Source organism: Paraburkholderia sp. CNPSo 3274 (genome assembly GCF_024206475.1).
In the GTDB taxonomy this organism is placed as follows: Bacteria; Pseudomonadota; Gammaproteobacteria; order Burkholderiales; family Burkholderiaceae; genus Paraburkholderia.
The window spans coordinates 1-17,152 of the sequence record NZ_JAMBPR010000113.1 but is presented as its reverse complement, the minus strand read 5'-3'; the positions used below and the strand labels follow the sequence as shown (position 1 = coordinate 17,152).

The window sequence follows — 17,152 nt, the reverse complement described above, 5'->3', positions numbered from 1 at the left end:
TGGCTGAAACGATCAACGGCTTGTACAAGGCAGAGGTGATCCATCGCCTCGGACCGTGGCGCAATCCGCAGGCCGTTGAAATGGCGACGCTCGAATGGGTTGACTGGTTCAACAATCGTCGACTATTCGGCCCCATCGGCAACATTCCACCTGCCGAGGCAGAAGCCGCTTATTATTCAAAACTCGCTGGGTCCGCCATCGCGGCGTGACTCAAGCAAAACAGCCTCCGGGAAACCCGGGGCGGTTCAAGGGCTCAAGGGAAGGGTCTACGAGCTTCAGAGCGGCTACGTCCAGGGTAGCCGCTGGGGTCTGAAGGGGACGGAAGACCTTGGCGGAGGGTTGAAGACGGTTTTCCAGCTTGAAAACGGCTTTGATGTGAACAGCGGGAAGCTTGGGCAAGGCGGCTTGATGTTTGGCCGACAAGCTTACGTCGGTCTGGCAAGCGAGCGGTTTGGCACTGTGACTTTGGGGCGCCAGTACGACTCCGTTGTCGACTATCTCGCTCAGACGACCGCGAACGGCAATTGGGGCGGCTATCTTTTTGCGCACCCATACGATAACGACAATACCGACAACACATTCCGTGTGAACAACACCGTCAAATACACGAGCCCGAGCTTTTTGGGCCTGCAATTTGGCGGCACATACAGCTTCAGCAACGACACGAATTTTGCGAACAATCGCCAGTACAGCGTGGGCATGCAATACGCGACCGGCGGTTTGCTGTTCGCCGCAGCCTATCTTCAGGCGAACAATCCCTCGGCGACGGCCACTGGCGCAATCAACAAAGGCGGCGATGAGAATTTTCACGCGAACAAGCTCCGTATCATCGGTGCTGGGCTCAATTACACCTTTGGCAGCGCAACGCTGGGATTCGCATACACGAATACCTACGTCGTGCAACCTCTCAGCTCGGGTTATGTCGGTGCAATCACCCCGACCGGAGGCGCGACTTTATCTTCGCTCAGGTTTAGCAACTTTGAAGTCAACGCAAAATACCAAATCACCCCAGCGTTTTTCGTCGGTGCTGCGTACACGTACACGCGTACCAGTTTTGATGCAACCAGCGGCAAACTGCATCCAGTGTTCCACACCGCCGGGATGATGGCGGACTACAACCTGTCGAAGCGAACAGACGTCTATTTGCAGGGTGGTTATCAGCACGCAGGGGGCGACAAGACGGGCACGGTCCTCGACGTCGCGTACGTGCCAGGCTCGGACGTCGTTTCATCCACCTCGAACCAGCTCGTCCTGCGCGCGGCCATCCGGCATAAGTTCTGACGAATTCGGTATCGCCCTCAATTGCGGCAGAGCGCACAGGCGTTCTGCCGCTCGTCGCATTGGCACCACGCATCGGGCTTGCTGCCCACGGCCTCCAGCTGAGGCCACCCGTTTCGGCGGCTATCGAGGGGCCACTTTCCCCCGTGTTTTCCCTGGAAATCCCCAATCAGTCGTTGACGACCACCTTTTGACTTTCTACTATGTGTACAACGTTGCACACAGTAAGAGGTGCAGACTTGTATCCTAAAGGTGGTGTTGTACGCGATAGTCGCGGCAGTTAGTTAGAAGTATGGCGCTCGGCCTGCAGGCGCGAAATGCGCCGGGGGCTGACATCGCGAAGGATTCAGGGCCAGTCGTCAAAGGGCAGATTCCATTCACACATCGCGTCCTTCCCGGCGCGCTCCGCTGGAGAGATTTCATGTTGTCACCGAAAACCATGGCTGCCAGACCTGGCACTCCCTCGTCCGTCTTTGACTTCTCCCCGTCGACGACGGGAGACTTCGTGCAATTCCGGGATGTCTACAAGCGCTACGGCGAAAACCTGGTCGTCATGGACCGTTTGAGTCTCGACATGCGCGCGGATGACCGCCTGGTCATCATTGGCCCGAGCGGAAGTGGCAAGAGTTCGCTGCTGCGCGTCATGATGGGGCTGGAAGGTATTCAGGGCGGGCAGATTGGCTTCGAGGGCAAGCCGTACATCTACGGCGCCGATTCTGGGCGCTCGAAGCGTATCGACGCAAAGCTGCAGAAGCAGATTGGAATGGTGTTCCAGCACTACACGCTATTTCCGCACCTTTCCGTGCTGGGCAACCTCATCCTCGCGCCTGTAAAAACCGCGGGTCTCTCAAAAGCGAAGGCGACCGAGCGCGCTCGTACGTACCTTGCGCGCCTGGGGCTCGAAAGCAAACTTCACGCGTATCCGAGCCAGCTCTCGGGGGGGCAGAAGCAGCGGGTGGCCATCGCACGGGCGCTCATGCTCGAACCGAAGCTGATGCTCTTCGATGAAGTGACGTCGGCCCTCGACCCCGAGATGGTCATTGAAGTGCAAAACGTGATGCTGCAGTTGGCCGAGCAGAAGATGGCGATGATTATCGTCACGCATGACATGCATTTCGCCCGGGACATCGCGACACGTGTGGTCTTTTGTGCCGGAGGAAAAATCGTCGAGCAGGGCGCCCCGGCGGAGATGTTCAAGTGCCCGAAGGAAGCTCGTACGCGGGAATTCCTCGAGAAAGTTCTGCATCTCGACTGAGGCCGACCATGAACTACCAGTTTGACTTCCACTTCCTGGAAGGAAGCTTCGGGTCCCTGCTCGAAGGCCTTAAGGTCACCATCGAACTCGCTGTTGCCTCAAACATCATGGGCCTCGTGTTAGGTTTTCTTCTCTGCCTGCTCGCCATGAGCCGCTGGGTTATCGTTCGCTGGCCCGCGCAGCTGTTCATCGAATTCTTCCGGTGCACTCCGGCGCTGCTCCAGATCGTGTGGTTCTTCTACTGCATTCCGATGATGGTCAACGTGTTCATTGACCCCATTGTCATGGGCATTCTGGCACTCGGCCTGAACCTCACCGCCTTCAATGCGGAAGCCTACCGGGCGGGGGTGCAGGCAGTACCGAAAGAGCACCTGGATGCGTGCGTCGCGTTGGGATTGAGACCATGGCAGCGTACCTTCTACGTGGTCCTGCCGCAGGCACTTCGCAACGCAATGCCCGTCCTCATGACTAACGGCATTGGCAGCCTGCAGCAAAGTGCGCTCGTCGCGATTGTCGCAGTCGCTGACCTGATGTACGTCGGCAAGAGCCTGGCAACTCAGGCCTATCGGCCTCTCGAAACCTACACGGTCGTCGCTCTCATTTACTTCGCGCTTTCGCTTCCAATAGCGAGACTCGTCCACGTGATTGAGCGTCGCCAGGAACTGGCACATCAGCGCTAAGGAGAAGACCATGAATCTTGATTTTTCTTCTGTGCTGCCGTACTGGCTGGTCCTGCTCAAGGGGCTGGGTTTGACGCTTGCAATCACCAGCAGCTGTTCCGTCATTGGCAGTCTGGCAGGATTTGTTCTCAGTCTGCTCCGTATGTCGCCGTCTCGATGGATGAAAACAGTCACGACACTGTACGTCGAATTCTTCAGAGGGACGCCGCTGCTCATTCAGCTTTTCTGGGTTTTCTTCTGTTTTCCAGTCGTGTTCCGGATTCCGATTCCGCCGTACGCGTCGGTGGTCATTTCGCTCACCCTATACATGGCGGCCATTACGAGCGAGACGTTCCGCGGCGCACTGAAGTCTATCTCGTCGGAGCAACACGACGCGTGCATCGCGCTTAGCCTGACACCGCAAGCGAAGATTCTGTACGTGATATTTCCTCAGGCGCTCCTGAGAGCAATTCCTCCCTTGCTCTCAAACGTCGTCAGCTTGTTCAAGGAGAGCGCACTCATCTCATCTGTGGGTGTAGCAGACCTGATGTTCGTAGGCCAGAACATTTCGAATAGCACCGCACGGCCGGTCGAGTTCCTGACAACGGTCGCAATGATTTACTTCTTTGTCGCTTTCCCGCTGACGCGTCTCGTCGGCGTGGTTGAGACGAAATTGCTCAGGCGCTTTGCCTACTAACCCCCCCCAATCTTTCCTTCGTGAAGTGGAGAAACACATGCAGATGAAAGGTATCCTGCCGGCGCTCGTTACGCCGTTCAACGCGTCGGGCGCTGTCGACCATGACACCCTCGCGAACATCCTCGAATTTCAGCTGAAAGCTGGTGTGAACGGCTTCGTGCCGCTTGGCAGCACGGGCGAATACTACGCCCTGACGCACGATGAGCGTCGCGCCATTCTGAAGACGGTTCTGGAAGTCGTCGGCGACCGTGGCATGCTCATCGGTGGGGCAAACGGCTCGTGCACCCGCGAAGTTATCGAGCAGACGCGTCTGGTGCGCGACGCAGGTTATACGAACGTTCTGATTGCGCCGCCGTACTACGCTCTGCCGTCGCAGGAAGAACTCATTGGCCACTATCAGGCGATTCTCGAAGCGGTGCCGGACGTCAACGTGGTCCTGTACAACTACCCGGTTCGCACTAACGTGGAAGTGGGCTTCGGTGTGCTGGACGCGTTCAAGGACAACCCGCGTGTCATTGGCATCAAGGAGAGCAGCGGTAACCTGCTGCGTGCCATCGAAATCGGGGAAAAGTACAAGGACCACTACCAGCTGTCGTGTGGTTCCGACGACCAGGCACTGGACTTCTTCCTGTGGGGCGCGACCAGCTGGATTTGCGGTCCGGCAAACTGCTTCGTCAAGCCGGTGGTCGACTTCTACAACAAGTTCACAGCAGGCGACATCCGCGGCGCGCAGGACGTGATGCGCTCGCTGTTCCCGGTCATGGCGACCATGGAGGCGGGCAAGTTTGTCCAGAAGGTGAAGTACGGCTGCGAACTGGCCGGGTTCAAGGTCGGCGCAGCGCGTATGCCGCTGCAGCCGCTGACTGCCGAAGAGAAGGCCGACTTTCGCGCCGTCTTCGAGGCGGCGCAAGGCTGACAAACGTCGGCGGCTTGGTCCGCCGGCAAGTCACTCTTCCAGGGATTCCGGATGAGCAAATACAGTTTCATGAGCATCGAGGGGCATACCGAAGGTATGCCCGTTCGCATGGTGATTGACGGAACTCCATTGCTTGCGGGCGCGACCATGGAGGCGCGCCGCGAAGCGTTTGTCGAAAGGCATGACTGGATTCGGCGTGCGCTGATGCTGGAACCGCGTGGACACGCCTATATGTCTGGCACGCTTCTGCATCCGCCGGTTTCCGACGATGCCGATATGAGCCTGCTTTTCATCGAGACTTCAGGTTGCCTGCCGATGTGCGGTCACGCCTCGATTGGCTCTGTTTCGTTTGCACTCGAAGCTGGTCTCGTCCGCCCGCGAGCCGCCGGCACCGTCATTGTCGATGTGCCCGCAGGGAAGCTCACCGCCAGGTACGAGATGGACGGTAGCCGGGTCGCTTCGGTCCGCTTCACGAACGTGCCGAGCTTCCTGCTTCATCGTGATGTCGAAATCCGGCACCCGCATTTCGGGACGCTGAATATCGACATTGCTTACGGCGGCAATTTCTATCCTATCGTGGAAGTGCAACAGAACTTCCCTGGCTGCGAGCACTTTTCTCCAGAGGAACTGCTGGAATGGGGCCGCCAGATGCAATCTGCGGTGAACGAAGCAATCGACGTGGTTCACCCCGATAACCCAGGCATTCGCGGGGTGAGGCACGTCATGTGGACCGGCGCACCTGTCTCGGAAGGCGCAGATGCCCGAGCGGTGGTTATCGCGGGCGAAAGCCTGATTGACCGCTCGCCATGCGGTACCGGAACGTCAGCGCGGGTGGCCCAGCGCCATGCGCGGGGTTTGCTTCGCGAAAAAGAACCCTTCCGGCATCAGAGCCTGATTGGCAGCTGCTTTATCGGTCGGGTCGAATCGACAACACAACTCAAGATTGGTCTCGATGCGGTTTTGCCGAGTGTGGAAGGGCGTGCCTGGGTGACGGGGCGGGCGGAACATTACGTCGACGACTCACAGCCGTACGCTCATGGCTTCAGTCTGCAGGAGTATGTGAATTGAACGCAGTTCCTCGTGAAATGCCATCGCACGAGCCGGTTGCCTCATTGGGCGAAGCCGCCGTGGTGATAGGCGGTGGAATCGTTGGCGTGTGCTGCGCGCTGTATCTTCAGCGCGCCGGCTATGTGGTTACGCTCATCGACCCGGAAGAACCCGGCAACAGTACAGCGAAGTGGAGCTGTGGGCAGATGGCGGTGAGCGAAATCATCCCGCTTTCGAAGCCCGGCATCCTTATGAAAATACCGGGCTGGCTGATGGACCAGAAAGGTCCACTTGCACTTCGTCCGAGCGCGCTTCCCGGGATTGTTCCGTGGTTCGTACGGTTTCTCATGTGCGCGCGGCATTCGAAGATTGTCGACATCGCTCAGTCCATGGCGACGCTGACACGCGATGTCTATGAGGACTACGCTCCGCTGCTGGACGCGTGCGGCGACAAGGCACTCATGGGTGAGCGTCCCATCATCGAAGTATTCGACGACCCGAGTGGCATCGCTCATGAGCAGCCACACCTGGAACTGCGTGAGTCGCTCGGTTTCAAATCACAGCGCCTGAATGCAGAAGACATCGGCGACCTTGAGCCTGCACTCGCCGGCAAGTTCGCCCACGGGCTGCTTTTCCCTGACTGGCGTGCGGTGAGCGACACGATGGGATTCATTGCGGCACTGACGGAAAGCTTCATCGCGCAAGGTGGTCGCCGCGTCCGAACCGAGGCTAGCAGGATAGACGAGTCCAACGGTCACGCAACCGGCGTTGCCCTTGCGAATGGCGAACGAATCGCAGTTCAGCACGTTGTTGTGGCGGCAGGCACAGGAGCGCGACGTTTCTTCGGCTCTCTCGGCGTAAGTGTGCCACTGGAAGGAATCGCTGGTTACCAGGCCGTCGTTTCCGACCCCGGCGTGGAGATTCGGCATTCGACTATCTACGCAGACGGTGGCTTTTGCTTCACTCCCATAACTCGCGGCCTACAGATTGGCGGAACTATCGAGTTCGCAGGTAACGGTGCGAGACCGAACTTCAAGCGCGCGGACATCATCCTCGAGAAGGCAAAGCGCATCCTGCCCGAGCTACAGACCTCGAATGTCGAGTACGGCGTGGGCTATCGTCCATTCCTGCCGGACACGAAGCCCATCATTGACCGCTCGCGCAGACTGGGTAATGTCTTCATGGCGTTTGGACACGGTCAGCTTGGCCTGACGCTTGGCGCGACAACTGGCCGGCTGATTGCGGACATGGTTGCCGGCCGTCCAACAAAGCAGAACCTTGCGCCTTTTAGCGCCTATCGCTTCTCCTGACGAGACGAACTCATGAAATCGTACGAAAAACTCTATATCGATGGTCGCTGGGTGGCGCCCGTGCACAACGGTCACTTCGAAACCGTCGACCCGAGTAACGAGCAGGTCATCGCTAAGGTCGCGGCCGCGACTTCCGAAGATGTCGACCTCGCAGTCAAGGCTGCGCGCAAAGCGTTCGACGAAGGTCCGTGGCCGCGCATGAGTGGCGCAGAGCGCGCGGCCGTCCTTCGCCGGATTGGCAAGGGCATTCGCGACCGTTTGCAGGAACTCGCTGAAATTGAGGTGCGCGACAACGGCAAGCCGCTCCCGGAAGCGCTCTGGGACCTCGGTGATGCGGCCGGGTGCTTCGACTTCTACGCGGGCCTTGCCGAGAAACTCGACGAAAACAGCGAGGCACCAGTCGCGCTGTCCGATGACCGCTTCAGTTCGGTCGCTCGTAAAGAGCCCATTGGTGTGGCTGGCGCCATCATTCCATGGAACTTCCCCATGCTCATGGCTGCATGGAAAGTCGCACCTGCGCTCGCGGCGGGGTGCACGATGGTCCTCAAGCCGTCCGAGCTTACGCCGCTCACGGCGCTCGAACTTGCCGACATTGCGGCAGCAGCGGACCTGCCACCCGGCGTGCTGAACGTAGTGACCGGCTTCGGCAAAGATGCCGGTGCGCCGTTGGCCGAACACCGGGGAGTCGACAAGCTAGCTTTCACGGGAAGCGTGCCGACCGGAAGCCGCATCATGCAGGCCGCCGCTCGCGACATCAAGAACGTCAGTCTCGAACTGGGCGGCAAGTCGCCGTTCATCGTCTTTGACGATAGCGACATCGATGCCGCAGTCGAGTGGATTATGTTCGGCATTTTCTGGAACCAGGGCGAAGTTTGCTCTGCTACGTCGCGCGTGCTCGTACAGCGTGGCATCTACGAACGCCTGCTTGAGCGGCTCGAAGAAGAAGCGCGGAAAATCACCATCGGTAACGGCCTTGAAGACGGCGTGCTGCTCGGGCCTCTTGTCAGCAAGGGCCAGTATGAGAAAGTGCTCGATGCTGTCCAGCGCGGCAAGGATGAGGGAGCCCGTCTTGTCACGGGTGGCAGCAGGCCCAAACACCTCGACAAGGGCTACTTCATGGAGCCCGTGGTCTTTGCCGACGTCCCCGCTGAGTCCTGGGTGTGGAACGAGGAGATTTTCGGCCCGGTCGTGTGCATCCGGCCGTTCGACGACGAAGCTGAAGCGGTGCGTTCAGCCAATGACTCGCGCTTTGGCCTTGGCGCGGCGGTGATGTCACGTGATATGCAGCGCTGCGAGCGTGTTGCACGCAATCTCCGTGCGGGTATCGTCTGGATTAACTGCTCTCAGCCGACTTTTACGGAGGCGCCGTGGGGCGGTTACAAGCAGAGCGGTATCGGTCGCGAGCTCGGCGAGTGGGGTCTGAATAACTACCTGGAAACGAAGCAGATTACCCGGTACGACAGCGACAAGCCGTGGGGCTGGTACATCAAGTAAGGTGGGCAATCATGCGCTGGAAAAAGACGCTTCAACTCGTAGACGTGCATTGCGAAGGCGAGATTGGCAAGGTCATCACCGGCGGGGTCGTAGGGATCCCGGGGGAGACCATGCTCGACAAGATGAACTACATCAACGAGGTAGACGACAGCCTTCGCAGGCTCGTCGTGCTGGAGCCGCGGGGCTGCCTCCAGATGTCGGTCAATCTGTTGCTGCCGCCGACGCGACCGGAAGCGCACGCTGGCTTCATCGTGCTGCAGGCGGACAAGGCGCACCCGATGTCTGGGAGCAATGCTATCTGTGTTGTCACCGCATTGCTTGAGCTTGGCATGGTCGAGATGGCGGAGCCGGAAACGATCGTCGTGCTGGATACGCCGGCAGGCCTGGTGACCGCTCGTGCGACATGCAGGGACGGCCGCTGCACTGGTGTTTCGCTGGATATGGTGCCGTCGTTCGTCGAGCAGCTTGACGTTACCATCGAAACCGCGCAGTTCGGGAAAATCCGGGCCGACATCGCCTTTGGCGGTGTCTACTACGCGCTCGTTGACGTTGAGCAGGTGGGACTGACGATTGCCCCAGCGAATGCGCGCGAGCTCGCCGAGCTGGGGGTGTCGCTGAAGGGCGTCATCAATCAGCAGATAACGGTTCAGCATCCGCTTTACCCTCAGATAAACGAAGTGGCCTACGTGATGTTCCGTAATCGTGTGAGCAACGGGCTCTACCAGACGTGCACGACTTTGCCTCCTGGCCGGGTGGACAGATCGCCCTGCGGTACGGGAAGTTCGGCAAACCTCGCGACGCTCGCCGCGCGTGGTCTGGCGGAAGTGGGTACGAAACTGAAGTCGCGCTCGACAATTGGGGGTGAATTCTCCGTCGAGCTGCTAGGCAAGACGGAAGTCGGCGGTCGGCCTGCGGTTCTGCCGCGTGTACAGGGCCGTGCCTGGATTTACGGCATCCAGCAGATTGGGGTTGACCCGGACGACCCGCTGGCTGCCGGGTTCATGCTGAGCGACACGTGGGGCTCGGGATTTCCTAAGGTCTGAAGGGCAGGGCGCTCGATGTTAAACTTTAATGCACGCCCGTCCTTCCGGGCCCACGACGATGGCGGTAAGACGATGAGCAAAGATACGAGTGAGGCAGAGGTCAATGTCCGTCGCCATGGCGGACGATATATCTACGAAGAGTTGCGCAGGCAGATTCTGACGCTGCAACTCAAGCCTGGCGCTCCGTTAGACGAAGTTTCGCTTGCGGCGCAATTCGGCCTTTCGCGCTCGCCTGTGCGCGACGCGCTGGCGCGACTTATCAGCGAAGGTATGGTCACCATCCTGCCGAATCGGACGACGCTGGTGACGCCACTGGAAATTGAAGAGTTTCCCAAATACATTTCTGCCCTTGACCTTATCCAGCGCGCGGTGACCCGGCTAGCCGCGCTCTATCGTACGGATGATGACCTGGTCCGCATCCAGAAGGCTGACGATGCCTACATGCGCGCGGTTGATAGTGGCGACTCGGAAGCGCTGACAGAGACGAACAAGGCTCTGCACATCGAAATCGCGCATGCGGCGAACAATCCCTATTTTGTGGGGTATTACGAGCGACTTTTGGGTGAGGGACAGCGCCTTACGCATCTCCATTTCGACTTCACCGTGACGTCAGCTAACGCGACGAAACTGGGGCGTGACCACGCGGAAATCATCGACGCCATTACGCGAAAGGATGCCGATTTGGCCGAAAGACTCGCGCACGAACACACGATGCTCTTCCAGAAGCGCTTCCTGGACTACATGCGCCAGAATATGACGGAATCAATGGCAGTTGTCTGATTGCGCAGCGGAGCCTTGGTCACTGCGCGGTACTCATCGCGCCTTTCGGGCTAGTCGCCGCTGCGCCTCAAGTCCTTCATAAACGTCCAAAGTTCAGGGACGTCAGATGTCGCGGCGTTGAATCTGAACCATTCGGATGCAGGCTCACCGGGGCGGAAGTATGACCCCGGGGCGAGCCAGATGCGCGAGTACGCCACGTACCAGCGCACGCACAGCAGAATCACGTCCACCGGATGGTGCAGGCGCTTGAGGACATTGGCAATGCCGCCTGGCAGGCTCGTGCGCGGCGTCTTCGCTGGCTTATTCATCTGCTGACTTGCGGTTTCCAAAACCGGCCATTCTACTTCCCGTTATCGCGACAGAACCTCACCGGTCGCCTCGCTTGCGCTCAGCGGACACTGATCATACCCACTCGCATTCACTGATGGCGTAAAAATTGCTGCAAGGTAAGCCGACGACGTAACCTAAACATAGTCAAGGCCAAACATCCATGCAAAAAATTGTCACCATCTCTCTGCTTCTAATTTCCTACTGCACGTTGCTATCGGCTGCTGACAACCAGGGGAACGGAACCATACACCCCCCCTTTGCTCTTACCCCCTCAGACTTTCAGCGGGCTCTCACAGGTCATTATCAATACTCGAATAAAATTGTCAATTTCGTCGATACCCCCCCTTTCTGGCTTTCGCCCGAGACCCTTGGCTACCGACGGACGACACATGGTGAGCGCCAGTTTATTAAATTCAATATCAAAACTGGGAAGAAGCAACCGGCTTTCGATCATAGCCGCCTTGCCGAAGCATTAAATAAGGCGGCCTCCTCGAATTTCCGAGGCAATTGGCTGCCCTTTGACCGCTTCGAAATCGGACAAGACGGCAACCAGTTGCTGTTCTCCATTGATTCCGTTCTGTGGAGTTGTGATCTTTCAAGCTACATCTGCACTAGGATCTCTCAGGGCGAAATCTTGTCATTTCATAACTACTTCACGCCAACGGCTGAAAGCGATAGTCGAATCACAAGCGATTCACCGGACGGCAAGTGGAAAGCATATATCAAAAACTACAACGTCTTTCTAATGAGTAAGGACGGATCAGTAAATGTACCGTTAAGTTCGGACGGGACAGAAGCGAACAATTACGTCTTCTCATCCATAAAGTGGTCCCCTGACTCCAATCACCTCGCAGGTTACCGTGTCGCCCTCGGCCAACCGCGTCAAATCATGCTTGTCAATTCCTCAACAACAAACCATCAAGCCAGGTATGAGACAATAGCGTATCCCAAAGCGGGAGATATTCTTCCGCGACCGCAACCGGTACTATTCGACATAGTCAACAAGCGCATGGTCAATATCGACAATGCTTTGTTCCCGAATCCTTTTGACCTTTCCCAAATTAATTGGTGGAAGGATGGGAGAGGCTTTACATTTGAGTACAACCAACGCGGCCATCAGCTCTACCGAGTAATCGAGGTGGAGGCAGCCACCGGCCGTACGCGCTCTTTGATCGATGAGGTCAGCTCCACGTTCGTCGATTATACAGATTTAAGAAATAACCAAATAAATGCCGGAAAACACTTTCGTTACAATGTTAATGATGGAGAGGAAATTATCTGGGCATCCGAGCGCGATGGATTTGAACATCTGTACCTCTTTAATGGTCGTACCGGTGTTTTAGAAAACCAAATCACCAAAGGTGACTGGATTGTCCGCGCGGTGGACCACATCGATCCAGTCAGAAGGGAAATTTGGTTTGAAGCAAGCGGAATGAATTTCGGTGAGGACCCTTATTTCGTTCATGCCTACCGAATTGGCTTCGACGGAAAGGGGCTGACATCACTTACGCCAGAACCGGCCAATCATCACATCGAGTTTTCTCCTGACGGTAGATTCTACGTCGACCTCTGGTCGCGTATCGACCTTCCCCCACGCATGGCGCTTTTCCGGTCTAGAGACAACGCTAAACTGATGCAGATCGAGAGCACCGACATCTCCCAACTCGAATCTAATGGATGGAGAGCACCAATTAATTTTGTTGCCAAAGGGCGCGATGGTAAGACCGATATTTGGGGAATCATTCATCTACCAGATAGATTCGATCCACATCTGAAGTATCCTGTGGTGGAGGATATATATGCCGGCCCGCAAGGCTCTCACGTCCCAAAGTCATTCACAACCACAACAGAGCCCCTTACCCAGTTGGGTTTTATCGTTGTGCAAATCGACGGAATGGGCACTAACAACCGTTCACGCCTTTTCCATGACGTCGCGTGGAAGAATCTGAAAGATGCAGGCCTTCCCGATCGCATTCTGTGGCATAAGGCGGCTGCCTCTCTATATCCCTGGTACGACATCTCGAATTTGGGAATCTTCGGTACATCAGCTGGCGGCCAGAACGCCATTGATGCACTGCTATTCCATTCGGACTTCTATAAGGTTGCGGTAGCCAACAGTGGTTGCTATGACAACCGTATGGACAAGATATGGTGGAACGAACAGTGGATGGGCTGGCCCGTCGGCATTGAATACTCACAGTCCTCCGCCATCGACAATGCCGACAATCTGCACGGCAAACTTATGCTTGTTGTGGGCGAAATGGACCACAATGTCGATCCGGCCTCCACCTTTGCGCTCGCCGACAGTCTCATTAAGGCGGGAAAGGAATTCGAAATGGTCTATGTGCCTGGTGCTGATCATGGAGCCCCCGGTATCTTCACCGAGCGTAAGCTCCTGGATTTCTTCGTTCGCAATGTTTTCGGGCAAGATCCGCCTAATTGGAATGCCACATCGACGCATTTTCCGTCGAGTTGATGACCCTTTATACTGATCGCCGTGACATTGAGTTCGTAGGATGAACAATTCGATCCCGCAGGCTCGGGATGCCGAGTGGCCTGAGCTTGCCGTTCGCTTTCGGGATGTACACGCGGCGCGCCGGTAGCGGACTATACGAGCCCGCCAACAGTTCGTCGCGTATCGTCGTCAATTCATGCTGGAGATTTTCCTCCATCATGCGCTTGCTGACACCGTCCACGCCTGGCGTGCGAGCCCCGCTGGAAGCCAGCGTAATGCGAGCCGCTTCGCTCAGCCAAACCCTGTCGGCAATCAGTCTCAGAAGTCGATCGAACTTGCGTTCTTTGTCCTCCGTCGACCATGTCGCCAGTTTGCTTTGCATTTCACTGATTATCAAAGGTCTTCACCTCACTATGGTCAGCTAATCAACCCAGCAAACCACTTCAACCGCCCCCCTTCGCCATGTAGCCGGCTTTCCCGGCCTCGGACTACTACGGGGGCTCCGCCAGCCTGCATATCATCGGGGGCACACTCCCTTGACATCTATGCAAGCCTTCCCCAGTTCACATGTCGGACTCAACGCACGGGCGAGGTTGCCTATCGCAGTCTTTATCCTTGCTTGCCGCAAGTCGTCGCAGACACCACGGTCTAGCTGCGCGCTCTCCGTGATTCCAGGCGGCCGGCATACATCTCCAGCCAGCATTCGCGGCACCAGTCCATACCTGTGACCAACGCCGATCCGCGTCCTGCCTCTTAAGCGGTGTAGGCAGGGGTGACGATTCAACCCTCAGATGCGTTTCAATAGGTTCGTGTCCCTCAACCGTCCCATGCTCAGCCTAGAAGCTCATCTTGGCGTAACCGCTTCGCCGCAAGCTCCGTTTCCCACGGACTTCGTCACCTTGCCAGTGTCCGGCAAGTCACCGCCGCTTCGGCTCACTTTCTCTCGCAGCAGAGAAAGTGCATGCCCCGGTACCGCAACTTCAAATCCACCGGGTCCTGCATTCCAAACATGCTCAAGCAACTTCACCCCCATGTGGGCGGGCTACGTTGGCTGGGCGTACGACAAGTCTCGTCAACACGCCAGGACCGTCCCGCAGGCGCTGCGAAGTGGTTCCATCGCTTGACGAATTCGGGGGTATAGCGCCGCACCCAGCGCAGGATCGTCGTGTGGGCCAGCGACAGACACCAGATCGCGCAAGCCAAGCTTGTAGCGCAGGTACCAACGAACACACAGAATGATCACATCGCGGTCAAAGTGACGGCCTGCAAACAGTTCGTCCAGGCTCTTCAGCTTGCTCATCGTCGGTTCTCAATTCGTTCAGCCCGACACCTTAACCGATTCGCCCCCGCCCTATTTGCACCAGAGCCCTTCAATGAGACATGAGTAGCGGCAGCGTCATCGTGGCAAGGATCGAGCGCGTGACGACGCCCAATACGAGTTCCTGCAGGCGTGCGTGCCCGTATGCACCCATCACGAGCAGATCGTAGCCGCCGTCGGCCGCATAACTGAGCAGCGCTTCGCCTGTGGATACGGCTGCGTCGCGGTCGAACCGGGTGATATCGACCGTCGTCGCGCCATGGCGCGCAAGCATGGCCGCGAGATCGGTGCACGACGTCTGCGACTCGGCGGGCGTAAAGGTCGTGGAAGCGGCCACGATGGTCACATGGGCCGCCTGCGCGAAGAAAGGCATGGCGTCGTGAATCGCACGAGCGGACTCGCGGCTGCCGTTCCAGGCCACGAGGACGCGTTCGCCGACCGATTCGAAGCTGCCTGTGTACGGCATTAACAACACGGGTCCGCCCGCACCGAGAAGCACAGTCTCCGGAAAGTGTTCAGCAATATAGGATTCCGGATCGTCCTGGTCGGTTTGCCCGAGGATCACGAGGTCAGCGGTCCGGCTGCGCTGCATGACCGCCGTGACCGGATCGCCCTCTGGAGTAACCCTGGCGCCATCGACCTGCGCACGAGCCAGTTCGGCGCGAAAGAGCCGCTCGATCGCGCCGCGCTGTTCCCGGCGAAGCTTGCGGTGCGTGTCGTAATAGTCGGCCGTGCCAGCCATCACGTAAAACTCGCGCGGGTGCGGCTCGAAAGCCGCAAACAGTCCATCCAGATGCGCGCCAAACCTGCGGGCCAGCTTCAATGCAAGTGAGAGTCGTGCGCTTGCGCGTGCGCTCGTATCCATATGCACCATGATCGTTTTGTAGCTCATCGTGATCTCCAGCGAACGGCGTGATGAACTGAAGTCGCCGAACCATCGTTCGAGCGCGCTACGGCCTGCAAACGGGTCATGAAAAAACTCCTCCACTGCGCGCCATGATTCGCGTGAGGACAGTCGCGCAATGTCGGGAAGGGGGGCGCGCCCTGGTTCGTTTTCGCTCGCCGGCGGGCTCTCTGCGCTGTCTGCATCGGACTTGCGCACAGCCCCGCGAAGGAACTTGAAGGGATTCCACTTTTTCGGATCGGGATTCATCGTTTCCTCCTCTGGAATCTGGCAGGGAACCGGTTATGGCACCCGCACCGCTGCTTTTCCACCGTCGACGTTTTCGGACCAGGCCTCGGGAGCGGCTTGGGCGGCCAGCTTGCGCTCCGCGGCTGCGAATGTTCCCTTTCCAGGCCGACTGACGGCACAAGACAGCGCATCGCGGGGCGCTTCTGCTGCGGTAAACCACCGCCGTGCATCTCGGTGCCGGTGGCAATCGGCCATCGCAATGTTGGCCACGGACATCGCTGTCGGGAACAGCTTGCTCATCCGGGCCTGCGCTGTCGGCGGGGGGCAGCGAGGCCGCCGCCACCCGCTGTGCTTCCTGCCGTTGCTGCCCCACGCGCTGACTTCAGCCGGTACGCACTTCGATCCGCCGCGGGCGCGCCTCGTCACGGCGTGGGATCGTGAGCTTCAGTACGCCATCCTTCAGATTTGCCTCGATCTTCGATGTGTCGAAGGGAGAGCGTGAAGGTGCGCGCAAAGCGCGGCTCACGGACCTCGGCATGCTGCAGCCGCAGATTTGCCGGCGTTGGCACGACGGCCTCAGCCTCGATGGCGAGATTGCCGTCATGGACGCGCACATCGAGCTTGTCCCTGGTGACTCCAGGCAGGTCAGCCCAGAGTGTGACGCCCTGACTGTCCTCGTAGATATCGACGGCAGGGGTAATCGTCATCCGCCGCGCCGACGGCTCGCGCTTGCTCAGTTCAGTGGTATCGCTCATTTTCAGCTCCCCTAGTTACTGGACGGTGATGGCACGAGACTTCGAGGATTCGCGCTTGCCGATGGCGATCGACAGGCAACCATTCTCGTAGCGCGCCTGAACCTTGTCGGGGTCTGCGTTCTCCGGCAGCTCGATAACCCGACGGAACGCGCCAGTGAAGCGCTCCTGCGCATAAACTCGTGAGTCCTCGCCGGTATCCGGTTGGGCCGGCTTGCGCTCACCGCTGATGGTCAGCAGCCCCTTGTCGATCGATACGTCGAGTTCCGCCGCATTGACGCCGGGTGCAAACGCGACGATCTGAATCGAGTCGTCGGTGGCGCCAATGTTGACGGGCGGAAATGGGCCGAGGCGGCTCGCCCGGAGACTGGAGGGGAAAGTACCGAAGAGTTGTGAAACTGCCGCCAACCGAACAGTTCCCTGATCAGGACCCATGCACTGCCGGTGCCGATACCCGCAAGGCGCGCGAGCCGCGCAATCGCGGGTTGCGCACCGCTGCGCACCTCGCGCTGCTGCTGTACCTCGAGCGCCCTGATCTGCCTGGCAGCGAGCAACAGCCGTTCGAATTCGCGTTCGATCTCGGCGCGCAGGGCTGGCAACAGCTGTGTGGTGTGCTGCGCCCACCAGAGCGCCCACGCGCGGCCACCGATTCGCTCGGGCCGCAGGTTGTGGAGCACCAGCAGCGA

The 17,152-nt window shown here is 58.3% G+C and carries 14 protein-coding genes and 6 pseudogenes; 13 read left to right on the top strand and 7 right to left on the bottom strand.

Features of this window, described 5'->3' with window-relative positions:
* From M3I54_RS40410 to M3I54_RS40360, 11 genes and pseudogenes are all read left to right on the top strand, one after another.
* Positions 1 to 209 (top strand): annotated as a pseudogene (locus M3I54_RS40410) (IS3 family transposase); the annotation flags it as partial.
* Positions 210 to 261: 52 nt separating this feature from the next.
* Positions 262 to 1,281 (top strand): annotated as a pseudogene (locus M3I54_RS40405) (porin); the annotation flags it as partial.
* 418 nt (positions 1,282 to 1,699) lie between these two features.
* Entirely contained in the window at positions 1,700 to 2,533 is an 834-nt protein-coding gene (locus tag M3I54_RS40400; protein WP_254345665.1) for an amino acid ABC transporter ATP-binding protein, read from the top strand.
* A gap of 8 nt (positions 2,534 to 2,541) precedes the next feature.
* Entirely contained in the window at positions 2,542 to 3,213 is a 672-nt protein-coding gene (locus M3I54_RS40395) for an amino acid ABC transporter permease (protein ID WP_254345664.1), read from the top strand.
* Between the two features lie 10 nt (positions 3,214 to 3,223).
* Entirely contained in the window at positions 3,224 to 3,889 is a 666-nt protein-coding gene (locus M3I54_RS40390; protein WP_254320749.1) for an amino acid ABC transporter permease, read from the top strand.
* Positions 3,890 to 3,926: 37 nt separating this feature from the next.
* Positions 3,927 to 4,805 carry a 4-hydroxy-tetrahydrodipicolinate synthase gene (gene dapA, locus M3I54_RS40385; RefSeq protein WP_254345663.1) on the top strand — a complete coding sequence of 293 codons (879 nt, stop codon included), beginning with the start codon at positions 3,927 to 3,929 and terminating at the stop codon, positions 4,803 to 4,805.
* A gap of 51 nt (positions 4,806 to 4,856) precedes the next feature.
* Positions 4,857 to 5,873 (top strand): 4-hydroxyproline epimerase, encoded by a 1,017-nt coding sequence (locus M3I54_RS40380; protein ID WP_254345662.1) that lies wholly within the window; start codon positions 4,857 to 4,859, stop codon positions 5,871 to 5,873.
* 17 nt (positions 5,874 to 5,890) lie between these two features.
* The gene (locus M3I54_RS40375) at positions 5,891 to 7,162 is read left to right on the top strand and encodes an FAD-binding oxidoreductase (RefSeq protein WP_309249574.1); all 1,272 of its coding nucleotides are present in this window, start codon (positions 5,891 to 5,893) and stop codon (positions 7,160 to 7,162) included.
* A gap of 12 nt (positions 7,163 to 7,174) precedes the next feature.
* Positions 7,175 to 8,656 carry an aldehyde dehydrogenase family protein gene (locus tag M3I54_RS40370; RefSeq protein ID WP_254345661.1) on the top strand — a complete coding sequence of 494 codons (1,482 nt, stop codon included), beginning with the start codon at positions 7,175 to 7,177 and terminating at the stop codon, positions 8,654 to 8,656.
* An 11-nt stretch (positions 8,657 to 8,667) separates the two neighbouring features.
* Positions 8,668 to 9,699: a proline racemase family protein gene (locus M3I54_RS40365; protein WP_254345660.1), complete on the top strand. Its 1,032-nt coding sequence runs from the start codon at positions 8,668 to 8,670 to the stop codon at positions 9,697 to 9,699.
* Positions 9,700 to 9,771: 72 nt separating this feature from the next.
* Complete coding sequence (locus M3I54_RS40360) at positions 9,772 to 10,479, top strand: GntR family transcriptional regulator (protein WP_254345659.1); 708 nt, start codon at positions 9,772 to 9,774, stop codon at positions 10,477 to 10,479.
* A 185-nt stretch (positions 10,480 to 10,664) separates the two neighbouring features.
* Here the strand turns inward: M3I54_RS40360 and M3I54_RS40355 are convergent.
* Positions 10,665 to 10,787: pseudogene (locus M3I54_RS40355) on the bottom strand (IS6 family transposase); the annotation flags it as partial.
* 182 nt (positions 10,788 to 10,969) lie between these two features.
* On the opposite strand from M3I54_RS40355, the gene M3I54_RS40350 reads away from it, so the two are divergent.
* Positions 10,970 to 13,285: a S9 family peptidase gene (locus tag M3I54_RS40350; protein ID WP_254345658.1), complete on the top strand. Its 2,316-nt coding sequence runs from the start codon at positions 10,970 to 10,972 to the stop codon at positions 13,283 to 13,285.
* Between the two features lie 10 nt (positions 13,286 to 13,295).
* On the opposite strand, the pseudogene M3I54_RS40345 reads toward M3I54_RS40350, so the two are convergent.
* The 6 genes and pseudogenes from M3I54_RS40345 to M3I54_RS40320 all read right to left on the bottom strand — a co-directional run.
* Positions 13,296 to 13,661 (bottom strand): annotated as a pseudogene (locus M3I54_RS40345) (group II intron reverse transcriptase/maturase); the annotation flags it as partial.
* Between the two features lie 668 nt (positions 13,662 to 14,329).
* A pseudogene (locus tag M3I54_RS40340) lies at positions 14,330 to 14,564 on the bottom strand (IS6 family transposase); the annotation flags it as partial.
* Positions 14,565 to 14,634: 70 nt separating this feature from the next.
* Positions 14,635 to 15,474, bottom strand: coding sequence for a universal stress protein (locus M3I54_RS40335; protein ID WP_254345656.1), 840 nt, complete (start codon positions 15,472 to 15,474; stop codon positions 14,635 to 14,637).
* A 294-nt stretch (positions 15,475 to 15,768) separates the two neighbouring features.
* Positions 15,769 to 16,014 (bottom strand): hypothetical protein, encoded by a 246-nt coding sequence (locus tag M3I54_RS40330; protein ID WP_254345655.1) that lies wholly within the window; start codon positions 16,012 to 16,014, stop codon positions 15,769 to 15,771.
* Between the two features lie 82 nt (positions 16,015 to 16,096).
* Positions 16,097 to 16,358: pseudogene (locus M3I54_RS40325) on the bottom strand (Hsp20/alpha crystallin family protein).
* Between the two features lie 126 nt (positions 16,359 to 16,484).
* Complete coding sequence (locus M3I54_RS40320) at positions 16,485 to 16,874, bottom strand: Hsp20/alpha crystallin family protein (protein WP_254345654.1); 390 nt, start codon at positions 16,872 to 16,874, stop codon at positions 16,485 to 16,487.
* On the opposite strand from M3I54_RS40320, the gene M3I54_RS40315 reads away from it, so the two are divergent.
* A partial coding sequence (locus tag M3I54_RS40315) for a hypothetical protein (RefSeq protein WP_254345653.1) occupies positions 16,859 to 17,152 on the top strand: 294 nt, incomplete at its 3' end. The genes M3I54_RS40320 and M3I54_RS40315 overlap by 16 nt on opposite strands.

Bases quoted from the DNA above. Each gene is read 5' to 3' on its own strand.
- M3I54_RS40400 (WP_254345665.1), top strand. From the start codon at position 1,700: ATGTTGTCACCGAAAACCATGGCTGCCAGACCTGGCACTCCCTCGTCC.
- M3I54_RS40395 (WP_254345664.1), top strand. From the start codon at position 2,542: ATGAACTACCAGTTTGACTTCCACTTCCTGGAAGGAAGCTTCGGGTCC.
- M3I54_RS40390 (WP_254320749.1), top strand. From the start codon at position 3,224: ATGAATCTTGATTTTTCTTCTGTGCTGCCGTACTGGCTGGTCCTGCTC.
- dapA (WP_254345663.1), top strand. From the start codon at position 3,927: ATGCAGATGAAAGGTATCCTGCCGGCGCTCGTTACGCCGTTCAACGCG.
- M3I54_RS40380 (WP_254345662.1), top strand. From the start codon at position 4,857: ATGAGCAAATACAGTTTCATGAGCATCGAGGGGCATACCGAAGGTATG.
- M3I54_RS40375 (WP_309249574.1), top strand. From the start codon at position 5,891: ATGCCATCGCACGAGCCGGTTGCCTCATTGGGCGAAGCCGCCGTGGTG.
- M3I54_RS40370 (WP_254345661.1), top strand. From the start codon at position 7,175: ATGAAATCGTACGAAAAACTCTATATCGATGGTCGCTGGGTGGCGCCC.
- M3I54_RS40365 (WP_254345660.1), top strand. From the start codon at position 8,668: ATGCGCTGGAAAAAGACGCTTCAACTCGTAGACGTGCATTGCGAAGGC.
- M3I54_RS40360 (WP_254345659.1), top strand. From the start codon at position 9,772: ATGAGCAAAGATACGAGTGAGGCAGAGGTCAATGTCCGTCGCCATGGC.
- M3I54_RS40350 (WP_254345658.1), top strand. From the start codon at position 10,970: ATGCAAAAAATTGTCACCATCTCTCTGCTTCTAATTTCCTACTGCACG.
- M3I54_RS40335 (WP_254345656.1), bottom strand. From the start codon at position 15,474: ATGAGCTACAAAACGATCATGGTGCATATGGATACGAGCGCACGCGCA.
- M3I54_RS40330 (WP_254345655.1), bottom strand. From the start codon at position 16,014: ATGAGCAAGCTGTTCCCGACAGCGATGTCCGTGGCCAACATTGCGATG.